Origin of the sequence: Agarivorans sp. OAG1, assembly GCF_037076485.1 — a bacterium.
GTDB classification, from domain to species: domain Bacteria; phylum Pseudomonadota; class Gammaproteobacteria; order Enterobacterales; family Celerinatantimonadaceae; genus Agarivorans; species Agarivorans albus.
In genome coordinates this window covers 733,150-754,168 of the sequence record NZ_AP028990.1, presented here as the reverse complement: position 1 = coordinate 754,168, position 21,019 = coordinate 733,150, and the positions used below count along the sequence as shown (strand labels likewise).

Genomic DNA, 21,019 nt, shown 5'->3' with positions numbered 1-21,019 from the left:
AAAACTCACTTTATTTGCTACATGGCGCTATGATTAAAGACATTAAGTGCTATAACAAATATAACTTTATTGAAAGAAAGGCCAATGATGAAATTTATTTCCAGAACTCTCATCTCTTTGCTGTGTATATTCGCCACTCAATCTCACAGCTTAGCTACCTCTCTAGAACAAAGTCCTTTCTACAATAATGGACCGCATTACCATCTAGACAACAAACTGGTAATGGGTCGAATCGAGTTCATTTACTATGCTAATGTTGACTCACTCAAGGGAGTGGGAGTACCCGCTAAAATTGACACAGGTGCCGATACCACCTCGATTCACGCACTTAACATTAGCATTCAAAGTAGCAACCCCAAATTTGCCGATTTAGAAGGCGAAGCCTTACTTAAAAGTATCGCAGAAAGCTTTGGCGATCCAGATAGCGAATGGTGGCTAGACAGTTTTGATACGCCTGAGCGCAATATCAATGCCACAGTAAAGTTTGATTTAATTCACCCGTATACTGGTGAAGCAATTACTTTAGAGCGACCACTTGCTAGGCTCAGTGGTATTCAAGGGCGCGGAGACCACGGCATACTCTACCGCCCAGTAGTTGAGCTTGCTTTGTCGTCGGGTGATATTACGGTAAACACAGCGGTAAACCTTACCGATCGCAGCGCCTTCTCCTACCCCATCTTAATTGGCAAAACCTTTTTGCGAGAGCAAGCTTGGGTGGACTCGAGTTATGACTACTTGCAGCAAGAACCTGAAGCAAAAATCATCAGCAATAAAGAAACCGCCTATTTAGACGACCTTCCTTTAGCAATAAGTGTATCTTTGGCTAATCGACGCACCAGCCTAAATGCCGCGAGTATAAAGGTAGATAAAGACAAGATGCAGGTGAGTTTTGAGGCAATAAGCAAAAACAATAAATCCAAAGCTTATACGCTACCACTACTTAAAATGTTGAAAATTGGCGATAAACATCATCCAATGGTGAACATGCCTATTAGTATTGGCCAAGAACTAAAACATATAGAGTTATTGCTGCGTGATCGTTCTAAACGCTCTACTCAGCTGCGTCTTGGTACCGAAGCACTAAACCAGTACTTCCTCATTGATTTAAGTGCTGAGTTTTTAGCTGACAAAGCGCTTAAATCTGCCATGGACTTTGCAAATAAGCCACCTTTAATGATGAGCCCAGAAGAGCGGATCACCATTGATGATGTTACTTTTAAAGCCGAACCCTCTTTTGCTGTTAATACTTCTCTAATGAGGGTGAAAAGCTTAAAAACGCTAGAACGAAGCGAGCAAAATAAACCAATAGCAGCGTTTTCAGCCACTGACATCTACAACAAGGTTTATGTATTTGAACAGCCCATTGACCGTAACATTGTTGTTGGTGAAGTTACTCGCCCAGTGATCACTCCCAAAATTGCCCTAGCAGGCAAAAACTACCAAACTGACATTGCACTAGAGCTAGCCAGTAAAGACGATCCTGAAGAGCTGCTCATCGGCGAGAGTTTTGCTGATGGCCCGGTATGGGTGAATACACGTACCAACAATATTTTTGATAAAAGAGCGGTAATTCGCGCTGGTTATGTAGAACAAGCCAAAGTAGAAGACTTATCGATTTCAGTAAAACTGGATACCGGTGCAGATGTCAGTTCGATGCATGCTGAGCAAATAAAACGCTTTGAAAAAAATGGCAAACCCATGGTGACGTTCACCTATCGCAATAGCGACGGTTTAGAGCAGGAGTTCACCCGAGAAGTGGTTGACGAAATGACCATTAAGGCGCGAGTAGGCGAAAAAGCCAACTCTCGTCCGGTTGTAATGATGGAAGTTAAACTAGGAAACGTAACAGAGACAGTACGGGTTAACTTGCAAAACCGAGAGAACTTTAGCTATAGCATGATTTTAGGTAAGAACTACTTACGTAATGGCTTTGTAGTAAGCAGCGACGGCCGTTTTATTCTTACCAAACAGCCATAATTTGCAGATTAAAAACGGCCCTTGGGGCCGTTTTTTTGTTTCAACTAAAACTGATACTTGAGGCCAGTTTTATCCAAGGTTTTATAAATACCTCGCTGGCCTTTGGTGGTGGTTCCTTTCATTCCACCTTGGTCTCGTAGCTTCTGGCGAATTTCAAGCCATTCACTACTTCCCCAACGAGAAGACTGCGACTTAAGTAGCTCAAACTCTTGATTTAAACGCTCTATCAATTCTTCGCCCTGGAAGAAAAAGCCCACTTCGTTATTGTAAAGTAACGAACGGAAATCAAGGTTGGTGGTTCCTACAAAAGCTGACTCATCAACTACAATAAACTTCGCATGCAATTTGCCGTAATAAGTATCGCCCCCCAAAGACACCGCATCAGGTTTACCTAATTGATAAAAGAAAATTCGAGGGTGATTAACTAAGGCTTGCCATTCTGCCGAGGCGATAAACTCTGGATTATTTTCGTGTAAATCTAAATCAGACTCTAACCAGGTTTGGCGCATCTCTTCACTCATTAAAATAGACGGCACAGTGTGCATATCAATCACAGCTTGAGTGAAGAAATTATCACTACTTAGAACCGAGTTAGTAATGATTTCAATTTTGCGCTCAGGATCTTTATTCAGCCACTCTAAGGCCGTATTTACATCTTCTTCTAACACCCCTTCATCTTTCAACAGATCAGACTGCAAAAACAGGTAGGGGGACACTACACGAATAGTCGTTAAGTCATTATCACCGTATGCTGCGCGCGCCAAGATACCACTAATTGAATTAGCATTAGCCTTTTTGTTGCTACTGTAGTTGCTCACTAAATCCGTTGAGCTTAAGTTATCAAGTTCATGAGCAAAACGAGTATCAACCGGAGAGAATCCTTCCTGTAAATATTGGTCGATGGTTTGGTAGGCCGCCGCAAACTCGACGTTCCCTTTAAGCTCTGCTAGCGAATCTAAAGACTGCTGCATCCTCGCGCTATAAGGAAATGTAATTGATAGCCGTTTATTGCCAGGCTTTGAGAACAGCACCGAGTAATAATACTCGCTTAGTTGTGCAGGAGAATTCTTTATATGGGCGTCGGCTAACGGACGAATAAGCACTTCTAAATCTTTAAAAGCATTAGGGTCAAGCTCACCATGATGGTCTAAACCGTAGTAATGCAACGACACATTACGGCCACCGGTCATTACCCAAGCTTTATCTGGATAAGCACCATCAGCAATGAGTAGTTTGTCATGAGAACGACGATTTGCATCTGAACCAAACTGGGTAAGAGCATTAAACACTACCGCCTGAACACGTGCTCGATTGATGGTAACTTCACCATTGCGGGCCTTTACAAAACCAGCACTTTTAGCACACTCAATCAGGCCTTTTAGATCGCCATGTTCCATACTTAGCGAGCCCAAACTGTCGACCATAATGCGCACATCAACACCGCGCTTTACGGCCTCACATAGCGCTCCTAAAATGGCATCGCCAGAAAGATCAGGAGTAAATATGTAGTAAGCAAGGTCTACACTATGCTGCGCTTGTTCAATCAGGTGGATTTTAATGGCTAAACTTTGAATGGCCTCTTCGGTCGTGGAGCCAACAACTTTCACTGTTGCCGGTTGGCTAGGTAACTCAGATTCTGAGGCGAGTTTTAAATAGTCTTTTTCTAGCTCATCTGCTGCACGCCAGCGCCTATCTTCTAGTTGTTGGCTTGTCCACGAGTCTTCAATCGCATAACCTGGAGCGGTAATTTGAGCCGAGCAGGCCTGCAGCATAAGTGCTACAAGTACCAAACATCCCTTTTTAGTCATTAGCAACATCCTGTTGTATCAAAACTTCAATTTAGCTAGCAAAAGCCGCGTTAACTCGCTTAGCAAGATTATACCCTAGTCAGGCAACTTAGCACTGGCAGCTTCATCGCTTTAAAGAATACATAGAGCCTTAATAACTCGCTGTTTTTAAAAGCATAGGCTATTTTTATAAGAACATTTTTTAATCTTGAGAGACACCAATTAATGCGCCTTATGCTGGCATTGTTGCTATTGTTTAAAATCTTGCAAAGCCACAGCCTGCAGGCCGCTACCTATACTGTTTACAGCATCGATGCCCCTCCACTAACCATGCTTGATGCGAAACAAGCTGGCATAGTAGGAGATGTGGTTATCGAAGCATTCACCCGCTTAGGACACCAAGTTTTACTGCAAGAAGTCCCCTGGAAACGTGCCCAACGGATTACCCGCGAAGGCGAAAACATATTTATCATGCCTCTGGCTTTGCTACCTAGCCGCGAAGAGCACTTTACTTGGGTAGCTTATATAATGGATTTAGAGCGTAGCTTTGCCACCACTAAGCTGCGTATTAATGACTACCAACAAGCCAAAAAAACACTTAACAAGGTAGGGGTGGGTTTAGGTTCGGCTCAAGCTCAAATACTTAAAAACAAAAATTTTTTAGATAGCCAAATAGTCGAACTTAAAATAGGGCCAAGCACCGCCAAGATGCTGCAACTAGGCCGCATTGATGCTTGGTTTAATGGCACACCCGAGTCTATTTGGTATTGGAACCAGCAATTTCCCGAGCAGCCACTCATTATTGGCGATCCCGTTGTCACTAACTTGTTATTTTTAGCCGCTTCCAAAAATACCGATGTTAAGCTGGTTCAGCAAATCGCCATCCAGATCCAACTTTTACACGACGAAGGTTTTGTTGAAAAAACCAAACAGCGTTACTTAGCCCCACAGTAAGCAACAGCAATAAATGCTGCGCCACTTAAGGCTCATAAGATTTAGACTTATTGATCAAAGGAACAATGCTAGCTCCTTGTACCAATATAGAAAAAACCACTACTGCATAGGTCATCACCAAAATCATCTCACGTACATCAATGTTCTTTTCCGGTAATACCATTACGCCTGCAGGCACAGACATGGCCATAGCCAAAGCCAAACCACCACGTAATCCGCCCCAGGTTAAAATTGGTAGTGACATGGGGTTGTACTTTTTAAACAGTGAAAAACCTAAATAAGGAAGGGCAACGCTCACTAAACGGCTTAGCAATACCAAAGGGATGGCCAATAGCATTAACCACAAATCTTCTAGATGAAAAACAAAGCTGATCAACACTAAGCCAATCATCAAAAACAATAGGTTATTCAAGAACTCTTCGAGTACATGCCATAGGTGGTCAAAGCTTTGTTTGCTGGCTTGAGTAAAATGCTGCTCGCGGGTGATATTGCCAATATAGATGCCCGCCACAACCATTGCTAAGGCGCCAGACACGCCCAATTGCTCAGCAAATACAAAGCCAGCAGTGGGAATAGCCAAACTCACCAAGAGCTCCAATGAATCATCGTCGGTATGTTTAATTAAATAATTGGCAACTAAACCCAAAACAAAACCATAAATTATGCCGCCACCCGCTTCTTGCAAAAACAGCCAAGATATAGCGGGAACACTCAAGGCTTCATGGGAGAAGGCAATGCCAAATACCGACACAAACATCACTAAACCAAAGCCATCGTTAAACAAGGACTCACCCTCCACCTGAATCGCGATTTGCTGAGGCGCATGCATTTTCTTCACAATAGCCAGCACTGCGATGGGATCGGTGGGCGAAATAAGCGCGCCAAACAACAAACAATAAATAAAATCCAAGGGTAAACCGATGTAAGGCAATAAGTACCACAACAAGCCAGCCACTAAGAAACTCGATAACAAGGTTGAAAATAGCGCCAAAACAGCAATCTCCACGCCTTGGCTCGCTAAGTGTTTTAAGTTTATGCCCAAGCCACCAGCAAATAGCAGAAATCCCAACATGCCATGCAGCAACAGGTTCTGAAAGTTAATCGCATTAATAGACGCTATAAGCTGCGGAAAGCTTTTTAGTACACCAGTTTCTCCCAGCAAAATCATTATCAAAGACAGGACAATAGAAGCAGCGGTTATAGTAATGGTTGATTGCACCGACCCCACTCGGCTATTGATATAAGCAATCAGCATAGCCAAGGCAGCCAAGTAACAAAGACTGTAATAGGTTTCCAAGACTTAAGTCCCTTTAGCGGAGCAGTGAGTACTGCCAAGAAGATGTGCCTTTAGTATAGGCAACACCGCTACTAAACGAGCAACGGTTTCCCCATGCGCAGCTACGCAAACAAAAGCTCTAACAGACGAAGCAATATTTCGAGAAATGAAAATATCCAGAGGTGAATGCCAATAGCCAACCAAAGGGTGTTGGCTATTGAAGTTTGAGCGGATTGCCTAGGGTTAAGCTTGCATGGCACGTAGTACTTCTAAGCAAGCGCCTATGGTGTGGTAGTCAATCTTTGCTCCGGGCCTTGCAACAAGAGGATCTTGTACCTGCCCCTCTCTACTTAATACTCGCCACCAAGGCTTATGTTGAGCCTCGCAGAAAAACTGCCAGCTATACTTCCACAGGCTGTCATAAGCGCTCCAATACTCCTGCTTGCCGGTTGCTGTTGCTAACAGCGCGGCGGCGGCAAAAGATTCAGCTTGAACCCAAAAGTATTTTTCATCATCACAAACACTGCCGTCTGGGGCTATGCCGTAATATAAGCCACCATATTGGTGATCCCAGGCTTTCTCCATGGCAAAGCCAAACAGTTTCTCTGCACAAGGGAGTAACCACCCAGCCTTATGATGACGAGATAACATCACCAACAATTTTGCCCACTCGGTTTGGTGGCCAGGCTGGAAGCCCCAAGGGCGATAAAGGTTTTTAGGATCGTCGCGATTAAAGTCCCAATCCACCTGCCAATCTGCTTGATAGTGCTCCCAAATCAAACCGTCTGTGGTGTAGCCTTGGCGTAAACAAATGTTTTGTGCAATCGTGATAGCGCGATGCAAATAACGCTGTTCTTGAGTAGCCTCATACGCAGCAATCATCGCTTCACAAGCATGCATATTGGCATTTTGGCCACGATAATCGCTTAATTCGCGCCAATCGGCACTGGCTTCATCGGCGTACAAGCCCCATTCAGCTTGCCAAAAGCGCTGTTCCATCAAATCAAAGGTAGCGGCTAACTGTTGTTTGGCACCTGCTCGTCCCAGCTTCACGGCGGCTGAGTACATCAGCACTACAAATGCCAAACCATAACAAAGGTTACTTTTATCTATTGGGCTATCACCATCAAGTACCCAATTGTAAGCTTGGCGTTGTGAGTCAAAATGCTGTTGCTCAACAAACTTAAAGCCATGTTCTGCCAGCTGCAAATACTCGGTATTATTATCCAATAAACCAACATGGGCGAATATGTAAGCGAGTCGTGTTGAGCTCACCAACTGCTTAAGGCCTTTTTCTTCGGCTTCCCCATTAGCGGCAATGGCTTGAAAATATCCGCCTTGCGGGTCAATGGCATGCTGCTGATAAAACTGACTAAGCGCACTTACATGCTGCTCTAAAAACTGAGAACTACGAAAAACCGGAAGCATGACTACTCCTTGCTTTGAATGAATGCGTGAATGTCTGCAGCGCTGGGTAAGGCGCTCCATGCACCGCGTTTGGTAACGGCTAGCGCCCCTGCGACCACTGCCGCTTGTAAGGCATCTAGCAGTGGAATTTGTGATTCAATGGCCTGTGCTAACGACTCCTGCTTACAAATGTTTTGCTGCATAAGTGAAGCCAGCCAAGCCCCGGTAAAGGCATCCCCAGCCCCGGTGGTATCAACCACAGTAACCTTGGGTGTAACAAGGCTTGTCTGCCAATTAGCCGTTAGGAGCTGCACATCTTCGGCACCATCGGTTAACAGGATAAGGCTTACCCCTCGCTCAAAAAGAAATGCTGCTAAATCATCTACCTGGCCAAGTTTACTAAGGTAATCCCACTCTTCTTGACTGAGCTTAAGCATATCGCTAGCCGCGGCCGTATCTATCACCCGCTGAAAAAGTTGCTCGGTGCTTGCCCAAAGCGGCAAGCGTATATTCACATCAAAGCTTATAAGCAAACCAGCTTGTTTAGCTGCAGACAAAATATTAGAGGTAGTTTCTGCGATGTCATTTTCGGTAAGGGTATTAGAGCAAACATGTAAAATACCCTCCTCTTCTAGTACCTGTTGTGGGAAATCATTTAGGCGCACTTTTAGATCTGCAGTCTCACTGCGTTGAAAGCTAAAGCTGCGCTCCCCTTCTGCGTCCAAACTCACAAAGGCCATAGGAGTGGCGTAGAGTTTGCTGCTTAACAGGTAGTCACAATTTACCGCTTGGCGTACTAGGCAATCTCGCAGGTAGTGGCCTGCGGCATCGTCTCCCACTTGCCCTAGCATTAAGGCTTGATGGCCTAAGCCTGCAACGGCCACTGCTACATTGGCTGGCGCGCCACCAGGATATTGCCCATAAATAGGAATATCTATTTTACCTTGGCGTTGAAACTCCAAAGGGATCCAATCCACCAATACTTCACCAAAAGCGAGTAAGCGCGGCATAGTGTGTCCTCGATAAGAATGGCTAGATAACGTTACACATAAAAACTGCAGACGTCAGCCGCTAAGGAAAAGATTGTGGCTGTTTCCCAAGATTTTCCGAGCGAGGTCACGAGCTGAAAAAACTCAAGAAATGAAATAGCAGAAATGCGCGTTTAGTAAGAAATTTTCCCACGTAGCTGCTTGGTTTGGCCACGCTGCGTTTTTTTATCCATGCGGCGACGCTGAGAGCCATAAGTAGCCTTGGTGGGACGGCGTTTTTTTTGTACAACCCCCGCGCTTAGGATCAACTCTTTTAAACGTTGTAAGGCATCTTCTTTATTACGTTCTTGAGTACGATGACTTTGCGCCTTAATGATTAATACACCGTCTTTGCTTATGCGCTGATCGTTGAGTTTAAGCAAGCGTTCTTTATAAAATGCAGGCAAGCTTGAATGGGGAATATCAAAGCGCAAATGTACCGCGCTAGAGACTTTATTTACGTTTTGCCCGCCAGCACCTTGAGCGCGAATCGCGCTAAGCTCAATTTCCCATTCACCTAAACTAACGGTATTAGATATTTCCAGCATAATTTATTAGTAGCCTGTGCGCCTAGAAGTGGTCATTGTAACAAACTGCCGTAAAGGGCAATACCAAAGTCTCAAGCCTTAATGGCCACCAAATGTTGAACGGCTATTAACGCTTTTGTGGCAGCAAACAAGCCGAGCTTTCACTAAGCATGAGTTCAAACTCTTCATGAGGCAAGGGCTTAGCAAACCAGTAACCTTGGGCAAAATCACATCCGGCTTCACGCAGTAAGTTAGCTTGGTGCTCTGTTTCAATACCTTCTGCAATAACATGAATGCCCAGTTTATGCGCCATCACCACAATCGCTTTACACACAATTAAGTCATCACCGTCTTGCTCAAGGTTATGAATGAACATGCGATCAATCTTGAGATATTCAATATCAAATTTTTGCAGGTAAGCCAGTGAAGAATAACCGGTACCAAAGTCGTCTAAGGCTACCTCAACGCCAGCCTTGCTAAAGGCTAATAGCTTTTCATTCACTACAGGGCTGTTTTCCATCAGCAAACCTTCGGTAATTTCCATTACAACATCGGCGCTAGATAAACCCGCTTCCGCCAATTCATTTAGCCACTGATTAACATCGCACTCAGCTTCATAGTATTGTTTGGGAGAGGTATTGATACTTAGTTGAATTGGACTTAAGCCGCGTTCTTTCCAGGCTTTTAGTTGAGCAACCGCGGTGCTAAATACCCAATTGCCGATTTCTACTACCACTCCAGTTTCTTCAGCGACATGAATAAAGTCACTAGGGCTAATCCAGCCTTGGCTAGGGTGTAACCAGCGTACTAGGACTTCTGCCTTAAGCAGCTCACCGGTATTCAAGTCCACAATGGGTTGGTAGTGTAAATGCAGCTGCTTTTTAGCGACCGCTTGGCGTAAATCGTTTGCTAACAAACGGCGAACTTGAGCCTGCTCCTGCAAGGATGCAGTGAAGTAACTTAAACGGTTACGCCCTTCTTGTTTGGCCACATACATTGCTTGGTCGGCATGTTTTAGAAGGTCATCAATTTTCTCGCCATCATTTGGCGAAAACGCCACACCGATGCTGGTTGAAATATACACCCGCTCAATGCCCAGCTGGAACGGTGTGCTCAAGGTCTTAAGTACCGCATCACCCAATTCCGCTACCCTGCTACCGTCACCGGATTCTTTGAGCAAGATAATAAACTCGTCACCACCTAAGCGGGCGACATGTTCACCTTGCAATATACAATGCTGAATACGCTGAGCAGCAATTTGCAGCAACATATCGCCCATGTCGTGACCCAGAGTATCGTTAATGCCTTTAAATTGGTCTAAATCCAACAGCATTAAACTCACACGTTCGGTTTCTAAACGCGTGGCTAAGGCATCACTAAGAAGCCGATTGAGCATACGCCGATTAGGTAAGCCGGTAAGTGGGTCAAAGTTTGCCTGCTGCCATACTTGTTCTTCGGCCTTTTTACGCACCGCCACTTCTTTACTCAGTGCCGCAGTGCGCTGTTTAACCCGCTGTTCCAACAAGGTCCTGCTGGTATAAACCTCACCAGCCATGGCATTAAATTTGGCAATCAATGCGGCAATCTCAACCGGTATAAACCAACGTTTAGGGTTTACAAACTTGCCCATTTCACCATGAGAAATACCTTGGGCAGTATCTACCACTTGGCTAATTGGCCGCACAATCATACAGGCCAAATACCAGCTAATTACGCCCACCACAAATACACAAAGCAGGCTGACAAAAAATGCATAGCGCTGCAGTTTTAACGAGTAGGCCTGAAGCTCGGTGAGGGGTTGAGGAACAATAATCCCCCAGCCAGTATTTTCGACCTTGGCATAACCAGCGATCATGTCGGCTTGCAATGCGGGTGAATAAAACTCGCTCACACCAAAGTTGTTATCGCGCATCAACACAACTGGCGCTAAGCCAGAAAGATCTTTCGCTCGAATACTCCACTGCTCGTTAGGGTGCGCTAAAACTCGCCCGTATTGATCAAAAATAGCCACATGTCCTAGCTCACCAAATCGCACTTCAGACTGACTTTCTAGTAGGTATTGGGTGCCCAAAGCGCCCATCAAGAAACGATCTTGGCCTTGGTAAACGGCTAAAAAGATGGTCGGCTGAGGCACCCCTTCTACCACTACCCCACTAAAATACACTTGGTTTTTGTTTGCTCGAGCTTGCTCCATAGCCACTTGAACCTGCGCTGGCACACTGTTGAAAATGCTTAAGGTTGATTCGCCATAATAGAAGCGTTGGCCTCGCCCTTGCTGCCACTCAAACAAAGCGTATAAGTTTATTTCTTTAAGTAGTGGTGATAAGTCATTATGAAAATGTTCAAGACTGATTTGCTGGTTAGCACTGCTAAAAATAGCTGCTGTATCGTTGGCATAACGAGCCAGTGCAGTACTTAGATTGCGCGCGATAAGTAAGTGCTTTTCATGCACTGTGGCGGTTTCATTTTGTTGAACTTGATGCTGAACCCAAGAGCTAACCATTAAGGTCGGCAGCAAAGCCGCAAACATGCAGATAACAAACAAAATATAACGTAGAGAGATCCGCCGATTCATCCTTGAGCCAGATATGTTAAAAAAACAAACGCCGATTTTACATGATATTCATCCATATATGAGTTAATTTTTGCAAAAACAACGCTTAATTGAGCAAGCACTTTTAGCGCTATGTATTTATGCTCAACTTAAGTAGCTCACAGCCCAAAGGTTTAAGGCACTTATTTAGTCTTTTGCAGATAAAATTTGGTTAAAACTATTCGCAGCTATGTGGCATCAAGCACCTCAAATAGCACCCTACATATGAATCAATAAATCTGATACATATCGAAAGCTTAACCAAAGTGCGTTTATTAGCTAATTGAAACCAAGCTAAGTATTTTAAAACGGCTTACATTCAGCCAAATTCCCCCCATTCATTGCTTAACAAAGCCTTTTGGGGGCTAAGCTAAACCGCAATAGCAGCCCTTAGGGCAAACCAGCACTTGCTCAAACACTGCTTCAATCAAACATGAGAATACTTAAGCCAAGAGCCTAACCCTTAGCAATAGAAAATAATTCTCACAAAAACAAAAAGTTAGATACATCATCATTTTTTATGATACCAATATAAATAGCTCCATACTGGCAGCACAATCGAAACAATCAGCCTACCTAGCGAACACTGATGTCGCCACAAAGCTCGCCAAAGCAAGCTTTACCGGCTAGCCAAAATCCAGTTAAGCCATTGTTTTTACTAAAAATAGCTTCTATTCCTTAGTTACCTCTATTGGAAAATAGCAAATTCAGTTTTAAGGTCTTACTTGTTAGCTAGGTAAGTGATAACTCAGTTTGTAAAAGATAGTTAAAGAAGTAGGCTCTACGAGCAAAGCAGCATGAGTATAGGACTGTAGTTGCTTTAACTATTTGTAAAATGATGATTAAAGCTTGTTCTAAAAGCTAGATTTGTTGATTTCCGTCCATAAAAAAGCAGCTGCGTAAGGGCAGCTGCTCATAAGAGTAATTTATATCAAGCTAGCATCACTAGCCTACCAATATAGCTTACGCGACTGATTCAGCCACCTCAGCTTGTGGCTCTTCTAACTTTACCGGGGCTCCTAAAGCTGGGCGTAGGGCTTTAAGTACTTGGTGACGTGTAACCACACCAACGAGTTTGCCACTATCTACTACTGGGAAAATCTTAGGACGGTAAACACTACTGTTACGTAGACGCTCTTCTAAAGGTTGGTGAGTAGAGCTTAGCAAAACACCTGACTCAGATACTGGGTAAACTTGGGCAACATCAACACTCATGTACTCAGCTAATTTTAATAAGTTGTGATTAGGTGCCACGGTCATAATATCCTTTTGCATAATGCTTGCTACGGTTGTTGTACTTGGTTTGCTGTAATCTTCTAGCCACAGTTTTCTTAAGATTTCTAACTCTGAAACAAAGCCTTGTAGCTCGTTGTTTTCGTTTACCACAACCGCTCCAGATAACTCTTGAGCTACCAGCGCGTCACAAGCACTTGCAATGGTCATGTCAGGGCTAAGTGCATTGTCGGCAGGAGACATGATGTCAGCGACTGTAATTGTTTTTAAGTTTTGCATAGTAGGTTCTCCAACAGGACCAGAATATTGATTTGATAAAACAGAAAATTTAGGACGTACAGGCTCAAGCTGACTACCGCGGCTATATACCGACCAGTAACCCAAGCCTACAATCACTGCGCCGCCAATAATGTTGCCGATAGTGACTGGTATTAAATTGTGTGAGGCAAAATTTGCCCAAGTTAGGTGATCAAATGCACTAGCTTGAACGCCAACTTGTGCCCAAAAGCTAGGTTCAGCCCAGGCTTTAATTGCAATGCCGAGTGGCACCATGAACATGTTTGCCACTACGTGTTCGAAGCCGGTGCTAACAAACATGGCGACAGGCAATATCACCAAGGCAGCTTTAGCGGCACTGGTTTTAGCGCTAAAGGTCATCCATACGGCTAAGCACACCAATAAGTTACATAACATGCCCAGCATCACCGCTTGCATAAAGCTATGTTCCAATTTGTGTTGCGCTATAGATAAAGCATTAAGCCCCCACTGACCGTGATCTAGCTGGTAAAGCTTTGCACCACTCACCACCAGTACTAGCAGTAAGGCGCCAACAAAGTTTCCTAGGTATACTTTGCTCCAGTTGGCTAGCATGGCGCGTGTATTAAGCTGCCCATTGGCCCGCGGAATAATTGACAACACGCTACTAGTGAATAGCTCACCGCCACATACCACCAACATCACTAAACCTAAGCTAAAAGCCAAGCCACCAAGTAGGCGACTAACTCCCCAGCCCACTCCTGAAGATCCAGTAGTTACCGTGATGTAAAAAACAAAAGCTAAACCAATAAACACGCCAGCACTAAGCGCTAAACTCAAGGTTTTAGCAGTAGTATTAGTTGCCTTTTTATAAGCATACTGCTCGGCAAACTGGGTCATTTGATCGGGGCTTAGCGCGGCGGATGAAAGGCTCTCTTTAGGCTTTTCACTGCTTACTACTGTAGGAGCTGGCAATCGCTCCACTTGAATATGATTCATCTACACTAAAACCTGTAATAACAAGCAACTAGAGTCGCTAATGACTGAACGTGTTATTACAATATCGAGAAAGCATTGGGCTGGTAAGCGGATAATTTTTATGAGCTATATCAAAACTTCTTATAGCACCTATGTTTACTATACTTAGCAGCTAATAAAGCCTCTTAAAAACATTTCTGGAGTAAGCGATGCGCTATTCTTTAAAGCAACTTACCGTATTTGAAGCCGTTGCAACCCACGGCAGCGTAAGTGCAGCCGCCGACAAGCTCGCGCTCACTCAATCTGCCGCGAGCATGTCGTTGGCTCAACTTGAAAAACTATTAGGAAAACCACTGTTTGATAGGCGTGGCAAGCGGATGGTGCTCAGCCAGTGGGGCCTGTGGCTGCGGCCAAAGGCCAAACAGTTACTGTTAGACGCCATGCAAATTGAAGAAGGGTTTGCCGAACAGCAGCTAGTAAGTGGCGAACTGCAGCTTTGCGCTAGCCAAACCGCGGCTGAACACTTAATCCCGGATCTCATCAGTAATATTGATAATAACTTCCCTCAGCTACGCATTAGCTTTTCCGTAGAAAATACCGCTGAAGTGATTAACGGCTTAATTAACTACGATTACCAGTTAGGAGTGATTGAAGGACGCTGTGACGATGACCGAATTGCCCACCAAGTATGGTGTAACGACCACTTGGTGATTGTTGCCGCCGCCCACCACCCTTATGCAAAATTAGAGCGAGTGAGTATTGCCCAGCTTGAGCAGGCTCGTTGGGTACTGCGCGAGCAAGGAGCAGGCACCCGAAGAGTATTTGATAGCGCTATTCAAGGCACCATTGACTCGCTAAAGGTTCACCGGGAATACGAGCACGTGCCGGTGCTGCGTTCCTTAGTGGCCAACAATAGCTATTTAAGCTGCCTGCCTTACCTAGACGTAATAAAAGCTCTAGAGTTAGGTGAGCTGGTTAGGCTAAACGTACCTGAGCTAAACATTGAACGGTCTTTATCATTTGTATGGCGTAACGACACCCCGGAAAACCCACTTCGCGACTTAGTGATTACTGAAGCGAAGCGCATGTTCAAAGTCCACCATCGCGATATGTAACTAAAAGGCTTGCATATAAAAACAAAAGCACCTAGATTAAATGATAATGATTATCATTTAATCTAGGTGCTTTATGAATCGCTTATGTCTTTTATCTAGCTTACTTAGCAGCAGTGCCATAGCAAATACAGTTTCCAGCTCTGAGAGCCTAAACCAATGGGAATCGCTGGCCGTGGCTTTATCACTGCTCGCTACTGCAGTATTTTGCTTATGGGTAATCCGCAAAATAAAAAAGGCGCTAAGCGCGCCCTCACCAAATAGCTTGCCTAGCCATTGGCCAACAGAGCCAGTTGCTAGAAAAACACCAATAACAATAGTATCGAGTTAGGCCAATAGCTTAAATTAGCCAATGCTATACGCTAGTACCAAAATCCTCATAAATCTTCTGATATTGCTGCTGGGTGCGCTGCAAAGAAAATTCGTCCAAAACCCGTTGCCGCCCTGCGCGGCCAAATTCAATGAGTCGCTGCGGTTCAGCGAGTGCAGTTTGGATGATCTCTGCCAGCTTTTGGCTATCATCAAAATCGAATAACCAACCATTTTGCTGCTCTTGCACCAGCACTCCATTTCCGCCCACCTTGCTGGCAACCACTGCCCGCTTGTAGGCCAATGCCTCCATAATGGCCAAAGACATACCTTCGGTTCTTGACGTCATCGCCAGCAATTCGAAACAGTTATAGATTTTGCTGCGATCGCTTACCATGCCATGGAAAACAACTTCGGCATTAGCCAAATGCTGTTGGGTAAACTCTTGCAGCGGAGCCAACTGGTCGCCGGTGCCAAAAAAGTGCACTTCAACCTTTTGTTGTATATCACTAGGCAATAAGCGGATTGCTTCAAGCAAACTAATTTGGTGTTTAAGGCTTACTAAGCGCCCAACTGAGCCAATACGCAAACGCCCATCTTGCGGATGAGGAACAATATCTTTCTCCTCCGGCATCGCAATACCGTTATCAATTACCGAAGAATCTACATGCTCCCAACCGTGCTCTTCGTGAAAGATTTGCTGACCCTCTTCCGAAACAAAACAAATGCTGTCGATAAATCGGCGGGCAAAGCGGTGCACTTTACGCCAACGATTAGTCGCTAATCGCGCTGCACCATGGCGGGTATAAACAATTTTACGCTCTAAACAAAAAGGCAAGATAGGTAGGGACAACATAACTGCAGAAGGAGAATGCATGTGAATAATTGGGTGACGCCGATAAGCTTGCCACAAGCGCAATTGCACAAGGCCTTTCATGCCGCGTATTACCGTCACTTTAATATTAAGCTCTTCAGCAACCGCCACAAGAGGGTCATCATGATGCCCCAGGGATATAATTTCAGGCTCCATTCCCTGAGCACGCTGTTCTACACATAAATCAATAACAAAGCGTTCTGCTCCTCCCACCTGTAAACTACTCACAACATGAGATATCTTTTTACTTAACGCGCTATTCACAATATCATTACTTATTTGACTATCCTTAGTGGCATTATGATAAGCCAGTTAGGGGTGAAGGATCACTCTCTAACTCAAAGAATTTGTTAATTTTTATCAAAGGGTTTAACAGAATGGATTCTTCATTGCGAGTACTTGAGGTGGTACAAAGCCTCGAGCGAGGCGGTCGCACAGTTAGATTCATTACCACCGTAGCTGGATTAAGAGACAACGGTGTGTTTGTGCTGCCGGTAAGTTTTAAAACGCCTCACAGTAGCGATCAACAACCCGACCAGCTAGAAGTGCTGCATACTAAGGCCTTTGACGGCCCTTGTATTTTTTACAACTTAGTCAGATTGATTAAAAAACACCGAATTAACTTAGTTCATTGCCACTGCGACCGCAGTATGATTTGGGCAGGTTTGGCAGCCAAAGTGTGCAATGTGCCTACTGTACTTACTTTTCATCGTTCAATTTTACGCTACTACCAAGAAAATCGAATAAATCGCATTTTAAGGCGCTTAGCCAACTGCTTTGTTGCAGTTTCCGAGCAACGCAGGCAGTTGCTTATGCAAAACCTGGGTTTAAGCGAACAACGCTGCTTAGCGAATCATGCGGGAGTCGATACCCAAATTGCTCCTTTGCAACCTGCTCAAGCGCGCAAAAACCTGCAGCTTCCCGAAAATCAGATTATTTTGTTTAGTGCCGGTCACTTAGGGCGAATTAAAGGCCATCAAGATACGCTGAAGGCATTTAAGCTGTTGCCACAGCAGCAGAACTGCCAGTTATTTATAGCGGGTAGTGGCTCTAAAAAAGAGAGCAAAGCGCTGCTACGCTATCGCGATAAATTAGGGCTGCAAGAACGGGTGCATTTCCTTGGGCAAATTAACAACACTGCTGAATGGATGGAGGCTGCAGACATTTTTGTGCAACCTTCGTTAGAAGAAGCCTTTGGTCTAGTATTTATCGAAGCGGGCTTGCGCCATACTCCTGTAGTAGCAACTCAGGTTGGCGGCATCCCCGATATTGTAATAGATGGTGAAACCGGCTTTTTAGTACCGGCGGCAAAGCCAGAACAATTAGCAGCCACCATTTCTAAACTAATTGATTCTGAAGCATTGCGCGAAAAACTTGGTGAGGCAGCGGAGCAGCGTGTTCGCTCACAGTTCGATACCCAGCATATGATTAATAATTATTTAGGTATTTTTAACCAACTTCTCAAGGAAGCTTAAGCGAGAGCAGCATGGACAAGAACTCGATAACCGTTGTAATTACCCCGCGAGACCGTTACTCAGGCATTATTAATTGTATTCGCAATTTATACCTATGCACCGAACAACGCTTTGAGCTAAAAGTCATCGACTTAGATTATCCGTCTTCACTTAAGCAAAAAATCGAAAAAGAGCTAGCTCAACACCATAATGCCGAACTGCTTAGCTATGGTTTAATCTCGCCAATTCAAGCAATGCAAAAAGTGAGACCTCTTATCGAAACAGAATACGTAATGTTTCTTGATAATGACTCAAACGTAACGGCCAATTGGCTTCCACCGCTATTAGAGATAGCCAACAGCGATCCACAAATTGCGGTGGTAAACCCGGTAACACTCGAGAAAGAAGGTGTTGATAAAGGCGCGGAGTTACGTAATCACCTATTCACAAATGCAGTTCATACCATTGATTATCAAGGTGAAGATTACCTTATTGAACATAAGTCTTTTCGCCGCTCATTACCTGAGGAGCTTCCTCAAGGTATCCAAGAAAGTGAAATGTTCGAGCTACATGGCGTGCTGTTTAGCACTAAAGCCTTAAAAGACATTGAACTGCCAGATATGGTGATTCGCGAACACATCGATATAGGCATTCAACTTCGTCAAAAGGCTTACAAAATTGTCACTCAGCCTGAATCAATCATTATTTTTGATAATCTAGGCACCAGAATGGCTTGGTACGACATGAAGTTCTTCTTCTTCCGTTGGCACCCCAAATATACCGAAGCCTCCTCGCGCCTTTTTGAACAGCGCTGGGGATACCGCTTCTATTCCGAACAAGCGATGTACTTATGGGTATTTAGACGTAAGGTATTTTTATTTGCCCGTTGGTTATACGTTCCGGTGAATGGGGCAAATATGGCAGTGCGTATTGCCGCTAAGCTTCGCTCGTATATAAAGCCTGTGTGGGATCCCATCAAAGGAGTGGAGCAAAAAGCCTCCCCCGCTCCACTCAGTATGTTTTCTAAAGCCAAATAAAAAAAGCCCGGCATACACCGGGCTTTTTTCTTTTTTGTAAATTCTTAGTCTAAAGAGACACTACCGTTTATATCCGAAGATTTGCTGTCATACAGTTTATGAGGAAATTGTTTTTCCAAATAGATTTGGTCAGACTGAGCAATAGAAGAAGAAAAGCGCAGCTTCATTTTTCCGTCACTGTTAATACCTTTAACCAAGCCAACAACCTTGCGGCCGCGCATCATTTGACGACAATCGTGAACGAATGAACTTGGCACATGACCTTTAACCACGGTGACTTTTCCGGAACGCAATTCACACACAAAGGTGTAATGAATATGCCTCAAACGGTACACCAAAACTGCTAAAGCAATAAAGCCAATCACTATGCTGATAGTCAAACGAACACTCCCTGTGTTTAGTTGCTAGCCGAGTAAAATCAAGGCGTTATTGAGCCTTGAAGTGAATAAACTCAACAAGGGTAATATTATGCGCTTCGCTTGACTAGGTTTAAGTTCAAAATTTTGATAGCAATCAGTAATTTATGCTTGTTTTGATAGCTTGATCAACAAAATGTTTACAAACAACAACTTGAAAACATTTTCAATAATTTGACAAAAGCGAACAATAGTTAACTAGATAAATAAGTTAAACGTACAGAAAACCAGCTCATTAAGAGTGAAAAATAGGCGGGAGGAAAAGACTCGCTGCCATAGCTGACAGCGAGAACCTTAAACTTACTTCTTAATACCTTCGATCACTAAGTCCATTGCTACGGTAGTAGATTTAGGACCAAGGTTGGTAGGAATACCAAAGTCTTTCATCACTAATTCTGTTGAGCCAACAAAGCCAGCACGATAACCGCCCCATGGGTCTTTACCTTCACCCACTTTAGTCACATCAATCACGATGTCTTTCGTCACGCCACGCAGCGTAAGCTGACCATAAAGCTTGCCACCTTCGTCACCATTCGCTTCATATTTGTTGCTTGTAAAGCTTGCCTCTGGGTATTGGTCTACCGCTAGGAAGTCTTTACTGCGAATGTGCTTGTCACGCTCAGCGTGATTAGAGTTCACCGAAGTAGCATCAATTTTAACGCTAACGGTAGTCGCCTCTGGCGCCGCTTGGTCGTAACTAAAGTCACCACTAAAGGTATCAAAGCGGCCTACTACAAAGCTGTAACCTAAATGGTTAACTTTAAAGTTAATTGAAGCATGTGCACCGCGAGTATCAATGGTGTAATCGGCAGCGCTAGCCGGTAAGGTTAAGCCCATAGTACTGGCTAACAATAATGCGGCTTTAAGTTGTGTTTTCATTGTCTGTCCCTTTAGGTTATTTAGTCGACTTAAGCATTCGAACTAAGGTGTTATCTTTATCTATAAAGTGATGTTTTAGAGCAGCAAAGGCATGACCTGCAGCCAATACAATTAGTGCCCAAGCTAAAATCTCATGAATATCACCAGCCAGCTCTTCTTGCTGAGCAATACCGGTAATAGTGGCGGGAACCTCAAACCATTCAAACACTACAATGGCACGTCCATCAGCGGTAGAAATTAGGTAACCCGAAATCATTAAACAAAATAGTAGTGCGTAAAGCAGCCAATGGCCGACTTTAGCTCCCTGCCTTTCCCAAGCTTTATGGTTAGCTGGAGACTCTGGATGTGGATTCAACATTCTCCAAATCAGCCGGAATAGCATCAACATAAACAACAATATCCCAACACTTTTATGGATCATCGGGGCGGTTTGGTACCAACTAGAGTAATAGTTTAAATCAACCATAAATAACCCTAGCCCAAACAAAGCAAAAACACTTAATGCCACCAACCAATGGATAACAATGGCTACCCATCCATAAGTCTGTTTGGTATTGCGAATACTCACTCGGTCCCCTTAAATATCTTCTGATATTACGTCGATGAAACTAGCATCGCTTAAATCCACAATGAAAAAAATTGAATTTTATGTGAAAAATCATTCGAACAATTAGAAAGAAAACCGCTCAAAGTTTTACTTCTCTCTCAAAAAAGCAACAAAACATCAGCAAAAGATCTTAGTTTATTTGTACTTTTAGTCTTAAAGCATAGTGCTAAATAAAGCTTAAAAGCGCCTTAAAAACCAAGATTTAATCGGCCAAGTGGAAAGTTGCCTATGCGCTATGGCATAGCTTGTTTGCGGCAGGCTAACGTCACATTACAGTAATAAAATATTCATTTTACCTACTATACTTTTTACTGCA

General features: G+C 44.0%; 16 protein-coding genes. 5 read left to right on the top strand and 11 right to left on the bottom strand.

Annotated features, from left to right (window positions below; translation table 11 throughout):
* The first annotated feature begins 84 nt into the window (after nucleotides 1-84).
* Entirely contained in the window at nucleotides 85-1,977 is a 1,893-nt protein-coding gene (locus OAG1_RS03540) for a RimK/LysX family protein (RefSeq protein ID WP_338623999.1), read from the top strand.
* A 44-nt stretch (nucleotides 1,978-2,021) separates the two neighbouring features.
* Here the strand turns inward: OAG1_RS03540 and OAG1_RS03535 are convergent, their stop codons facing one another.
* Nucleotides 2,022-3,785, bottom strand: coding sequence for a phospholipase D-like domain-containing protein (locus OAG1_RS03535; RefSeq protein ID WP_338623997.1), 1,764 nt, complete (start codon nucleotides 3,783-3,785; stop codon nucleotides 2,022-2,024).
* A 204-nt stretch (nucleotides 3,786-3,989) separates the two neighbouring features.
* Between OAG1_RS03535 and OAG1_RS03530 the strand changes: the two genes are divergently transcribed.
* Nucleotides 3,990-4,718 (top strand): transporter substrate-binding domain-containing protein, encoded by a 729-nt coding sequence (locus tag OAG1_RS03530; protein WP_338623995.1) that lies wholly within the window; start codon nucleotides 3,990-3,992, stop codon nucleotides 4,716-4,718.
* A 25-nt stretch (nucleotides 4,719-4,743) separates the two neighbouring features.
* Here the strand turns inward: OAG1_RS03530 and OAG1_RS03525 are convergent, their stop codons facing one another.
* From OAG1_RS03525 to focA, 6 genes are all read right to left on the bottom strand, one after another.
* Nucleotides 4,744-6,015, bottom strand: coding sequence for a sodium:proton antiporter (locus tag OAG1_RS03525; RefSeq protein WP_338623993.1), 1,272 nt, complete (start codon nucleotides 6,013-6,015; stop codon nucleotides 4,744-4,746).
* Nucleotides 6,016-6,237: 222 nt separating this feature from the next.
* Nucleotides 6,238-7,422: an AGE family epimerase/isomerase gene (locus OAG1_RS03520; RefSeq protein WP_338623991.1), complete on the bottom strand. Its 1,185-nt coding sequence runs from the start codon at nucleotides 7,420-7,422 to the stop codon at nucleotides 6,238-6,240.
* Nucleotides 7,423-7,424: 2 nt separating this feature from the next.
* Complete coding sequence (locus tag OAG1_RS03515; RefSeq protein WP_338623988.1) at nucleotides 7,425-8,411, bottom strand: carbohydrate kinase; 987 nt, start codon at nucleotides 8,409-8,411, stop codon at nucleotides 7,425-7,427.
* Between the two features lie 152 nt (nucleotides 8,412-8,563).
* The gene (gene arfB, locus OAG1_RS03510) at nucleotides 8,564-8,977 is read right to left on the bottom strand and encodes an alternative ribosome rescue aminoacyl-tRNA hydrolase ArfB (protein ID WP_338623986.1); all 414 of its coding nucleotides are present in this window, start codon (nucleotides 8,975-8,977) and stop codon (nucleotides 8,564-8,566) included.
* Between the two features lie 106 nt (nucleotides 8,978-9,083).
* Nucleotides 9,084-11,531 carry an EAL domain-containing protein gene (locus OAG1_RS03505; protein ID WP_338623984.1) on the bottom strand — a complete coding sequence of 816 codons (2,448 nt, stop codon included), beginning with the start codon at nucleotides 11,529-11,531 and terminating at the stop codon, nucleotides 9,084-9,086.
* 981 nt (nucleotides 11,532-12,512) lie between these two features.
* Complete coding sequence (gene focA, locus OAG1_RS03500; RefSeq protein ID WP_338623982.1) at nucleotides 12,513-14,036, bottom strand: formate transporter FocA; 1,524 nt, start codon at nucleotides 14,034-14,036, stop codon at nucleotides 12,513-12,515.
* A 188-nt stretch (nucleotides 14,037-14,224) separates the two neighbouring features.
* Between focA and OAG1_RS03495 the strand changes: the two genes are divergently transcribed.
* Nucleotides 14,225-15,130: a LysR substrate-binding domain-containing protein gene (locus OAG1_RS03495; protein ID WP_016403401.1), complete on the top strand. Its 906-nt coding sequence runs from the start codon at nucleotides 14,225-14,227 to the stop codon at nucleotides 15,128-15,130.
* Between the two features lie 352 nt (nucleotides 15,131-15,482).
* On the opposite strand, the gene OAG1_RS03490 is transcribed toward OAG1_RS03495, so the two are convergent.
* Entirely contained in the window at nucleotides 15,483-16,538 is a 1,056-nt protein-coding gene (locus OAG1_RS03490; protein WP_338623979.1) for a glycosyltransferase family 4 protein, read from the bottom strand.
* Between the two features lie 149 nt (nucleotides 16,539-16,687).
* On the opposite strand from OAG1_RS03490, the gene OAG1_RS03485 reads away from it, so the two are divergent.
* The gene (locus OAG1_RS03485; protein ID WP_338623977.1) at nucleotides 16,688-17,785 is read left to right on the top strand and encodes a glycosyltransferase family 4 protein; all 1,098 of its coding nucleotides are present in this window, start codon (nucleotides 16,688-16,690) and stop codon (nucleotides 17,783-17,785) included.
* Nucleotides 17,786-17,796: 11 nt separating this feature from the next.
* On the top strand, nucleotides 17,797-18,801 hold the full coding sequence (locus tag OAG1_RS03480; RefSeq protein ID WP_152784182.1) for a hypothetical protein: 1,005 nt from the start codon (nucleotides 17,797-17,799) through the stop codon (nucleotides 18,799-18,801).
* A 44-nt stretch (nucleotides 18,802-18,845) separates the two neighbouring features.
* Here the strand turns inward: OAG1_RS03480 and OAG1_RS03475 are convergent, their stop codons facing one another.
* The 3 genes from OAG1_RS03475 to OAG1_RS03465 all read right to left on the bottom strand — a co-directional run bounded on the left by OAG1_RS03475 (nucleotide 18,846) and on the right by OAG1_RS03465 (nucleotide 20,664).
* Nucleotides 18,846-19,181, bottom strand: a complete 336-nt coding sequence (locus tag OAG1_RS03475; protein WP_016403508.1) for a DUF3634 family protein — start codon at nucleotides 19,179-19,181, stop codon at nucleotides 18,846-18,848.
* Nucleotides 19,182-19,517: 336 nt separating this feature from the next.
* Nucleotides 19,518-20,096 carry a YceI family protein gene (locus OAG1_RS03470; RefSeq protein ID WP_338623974.1) on the bottom strand — a complete coding sequence of 193 codons (579 nt, stop codon included), beginning with the start codon at nucleotides 20,094-20,096 and terminating at the stop codon, nucleotides 19,518-19,520.
* A 16-nt stretch (nucleotides 20,097-20,112) separates the two neighbouring features.
* On the bottom strand, nucleotides 20,113-20,664 hold the full coding sequence (locus OAG1_RS03465; RefSeq protein WP_220718969.1) for a cytochrome b: 552 nt from the start codon (nucleotides 20,662-20,664) through the stop codon (nucleotides 20,113-20,115).
* Nucleotides 20,665-21,019: the final 355 nt, after the last annotated feature.

What these genes read in the sequence shown, in the direction of transcription:
- OAG1_RS03540 (WP_338623999.1), top strand. Translation starts at nt 85, where the DNA reads ATGATGAAATTTATTTCCAGAACTCTCATCTCTTTGCTGTGTATATTC.
- OAG1_RS03535 (WP_338623997.1), bottom strand. Translation starts at nt 3,785, where the DNA reads ATGACTAAAAAGGGATGTTTGGTACTTGTAGCACTTATGCTGCAGGCC.
- OAG1_RS03530 (WP_338623995.1), top strand. Translation starts at nt 3,990, where the DNA reads ATGCGCCTTATGCTGGCATTGTTGCTATTGTTTAAAATCTTGCAAAGC.
- OAG1_RS03520 (WP_338623991.1), bottom strand. Translation starts at nt 7,422, where the DNA reads ATGCTTCCGGTTTTTCGTAGTTCTCAGTTTTTAGAGCAGCATGTAAGT.
- OAG1_RS03515 (WP_338623988.1), bottom strand. Translation starts at nt 8,411, where the DNA reads ATGCCGCGCTTACTCGCTTTTGGTGAAGTATTGGTGGATTGGATCCCT.
- arfB (WP_338623986.1), bottom strand. Translation starts at nt 8,977, where the DNA reads ATGCTGGAAATATCTAATACCGTTAGTTTAGGTGAATGGGAAATTGAG.
- OAG1_RS03505 (WP_338623984.1), bottom strand. Translation starts at nt 11,531, where the DNA reads ATGAATCGGCGGATCTCTCTACGTTATATTTTGTTTGTTATCTGCATG.
- focA (WP_338623982.1), bottom strand. Translation starts at nt 14,036, where the DNA reads ATGAATCATATTCAAGTGGAGCGATTGCCAGCTCCTACAGTAGTAAGC.
- OAG1_RS03495 (WP_016403401.1), top strand. Translation starts at nt 14,225, where the DNA reads ATGCGCTATTCTTTAAAGCAACTTACCGTATTTGAAGCCGTTGCAACC.
- OAG1_RS03485 (WP_338623977.1), top strand. Translation starts at nt 16,688, where the DNA reads ATGGATTCTTCATTGCGAGTACTTGAGGTGGTACAAAGCCTCGAGCGA.
- OAG1_RS03480 (WP_152784182.1), top strand. Translation starts at nt 17,797, where the DNA reads ATGGACAAGAACTCGATAACCGTTGTAATTACCCCGCGAGACCGTTAC.
- OAG1_RS03470 (WP_338623974.1), bottom strand. Translation starts at nt 20,096, where the DNA reads ATGAAAACACAACTTAAAGCCGCATTATTGTTAGCCAGTACTATGGGC.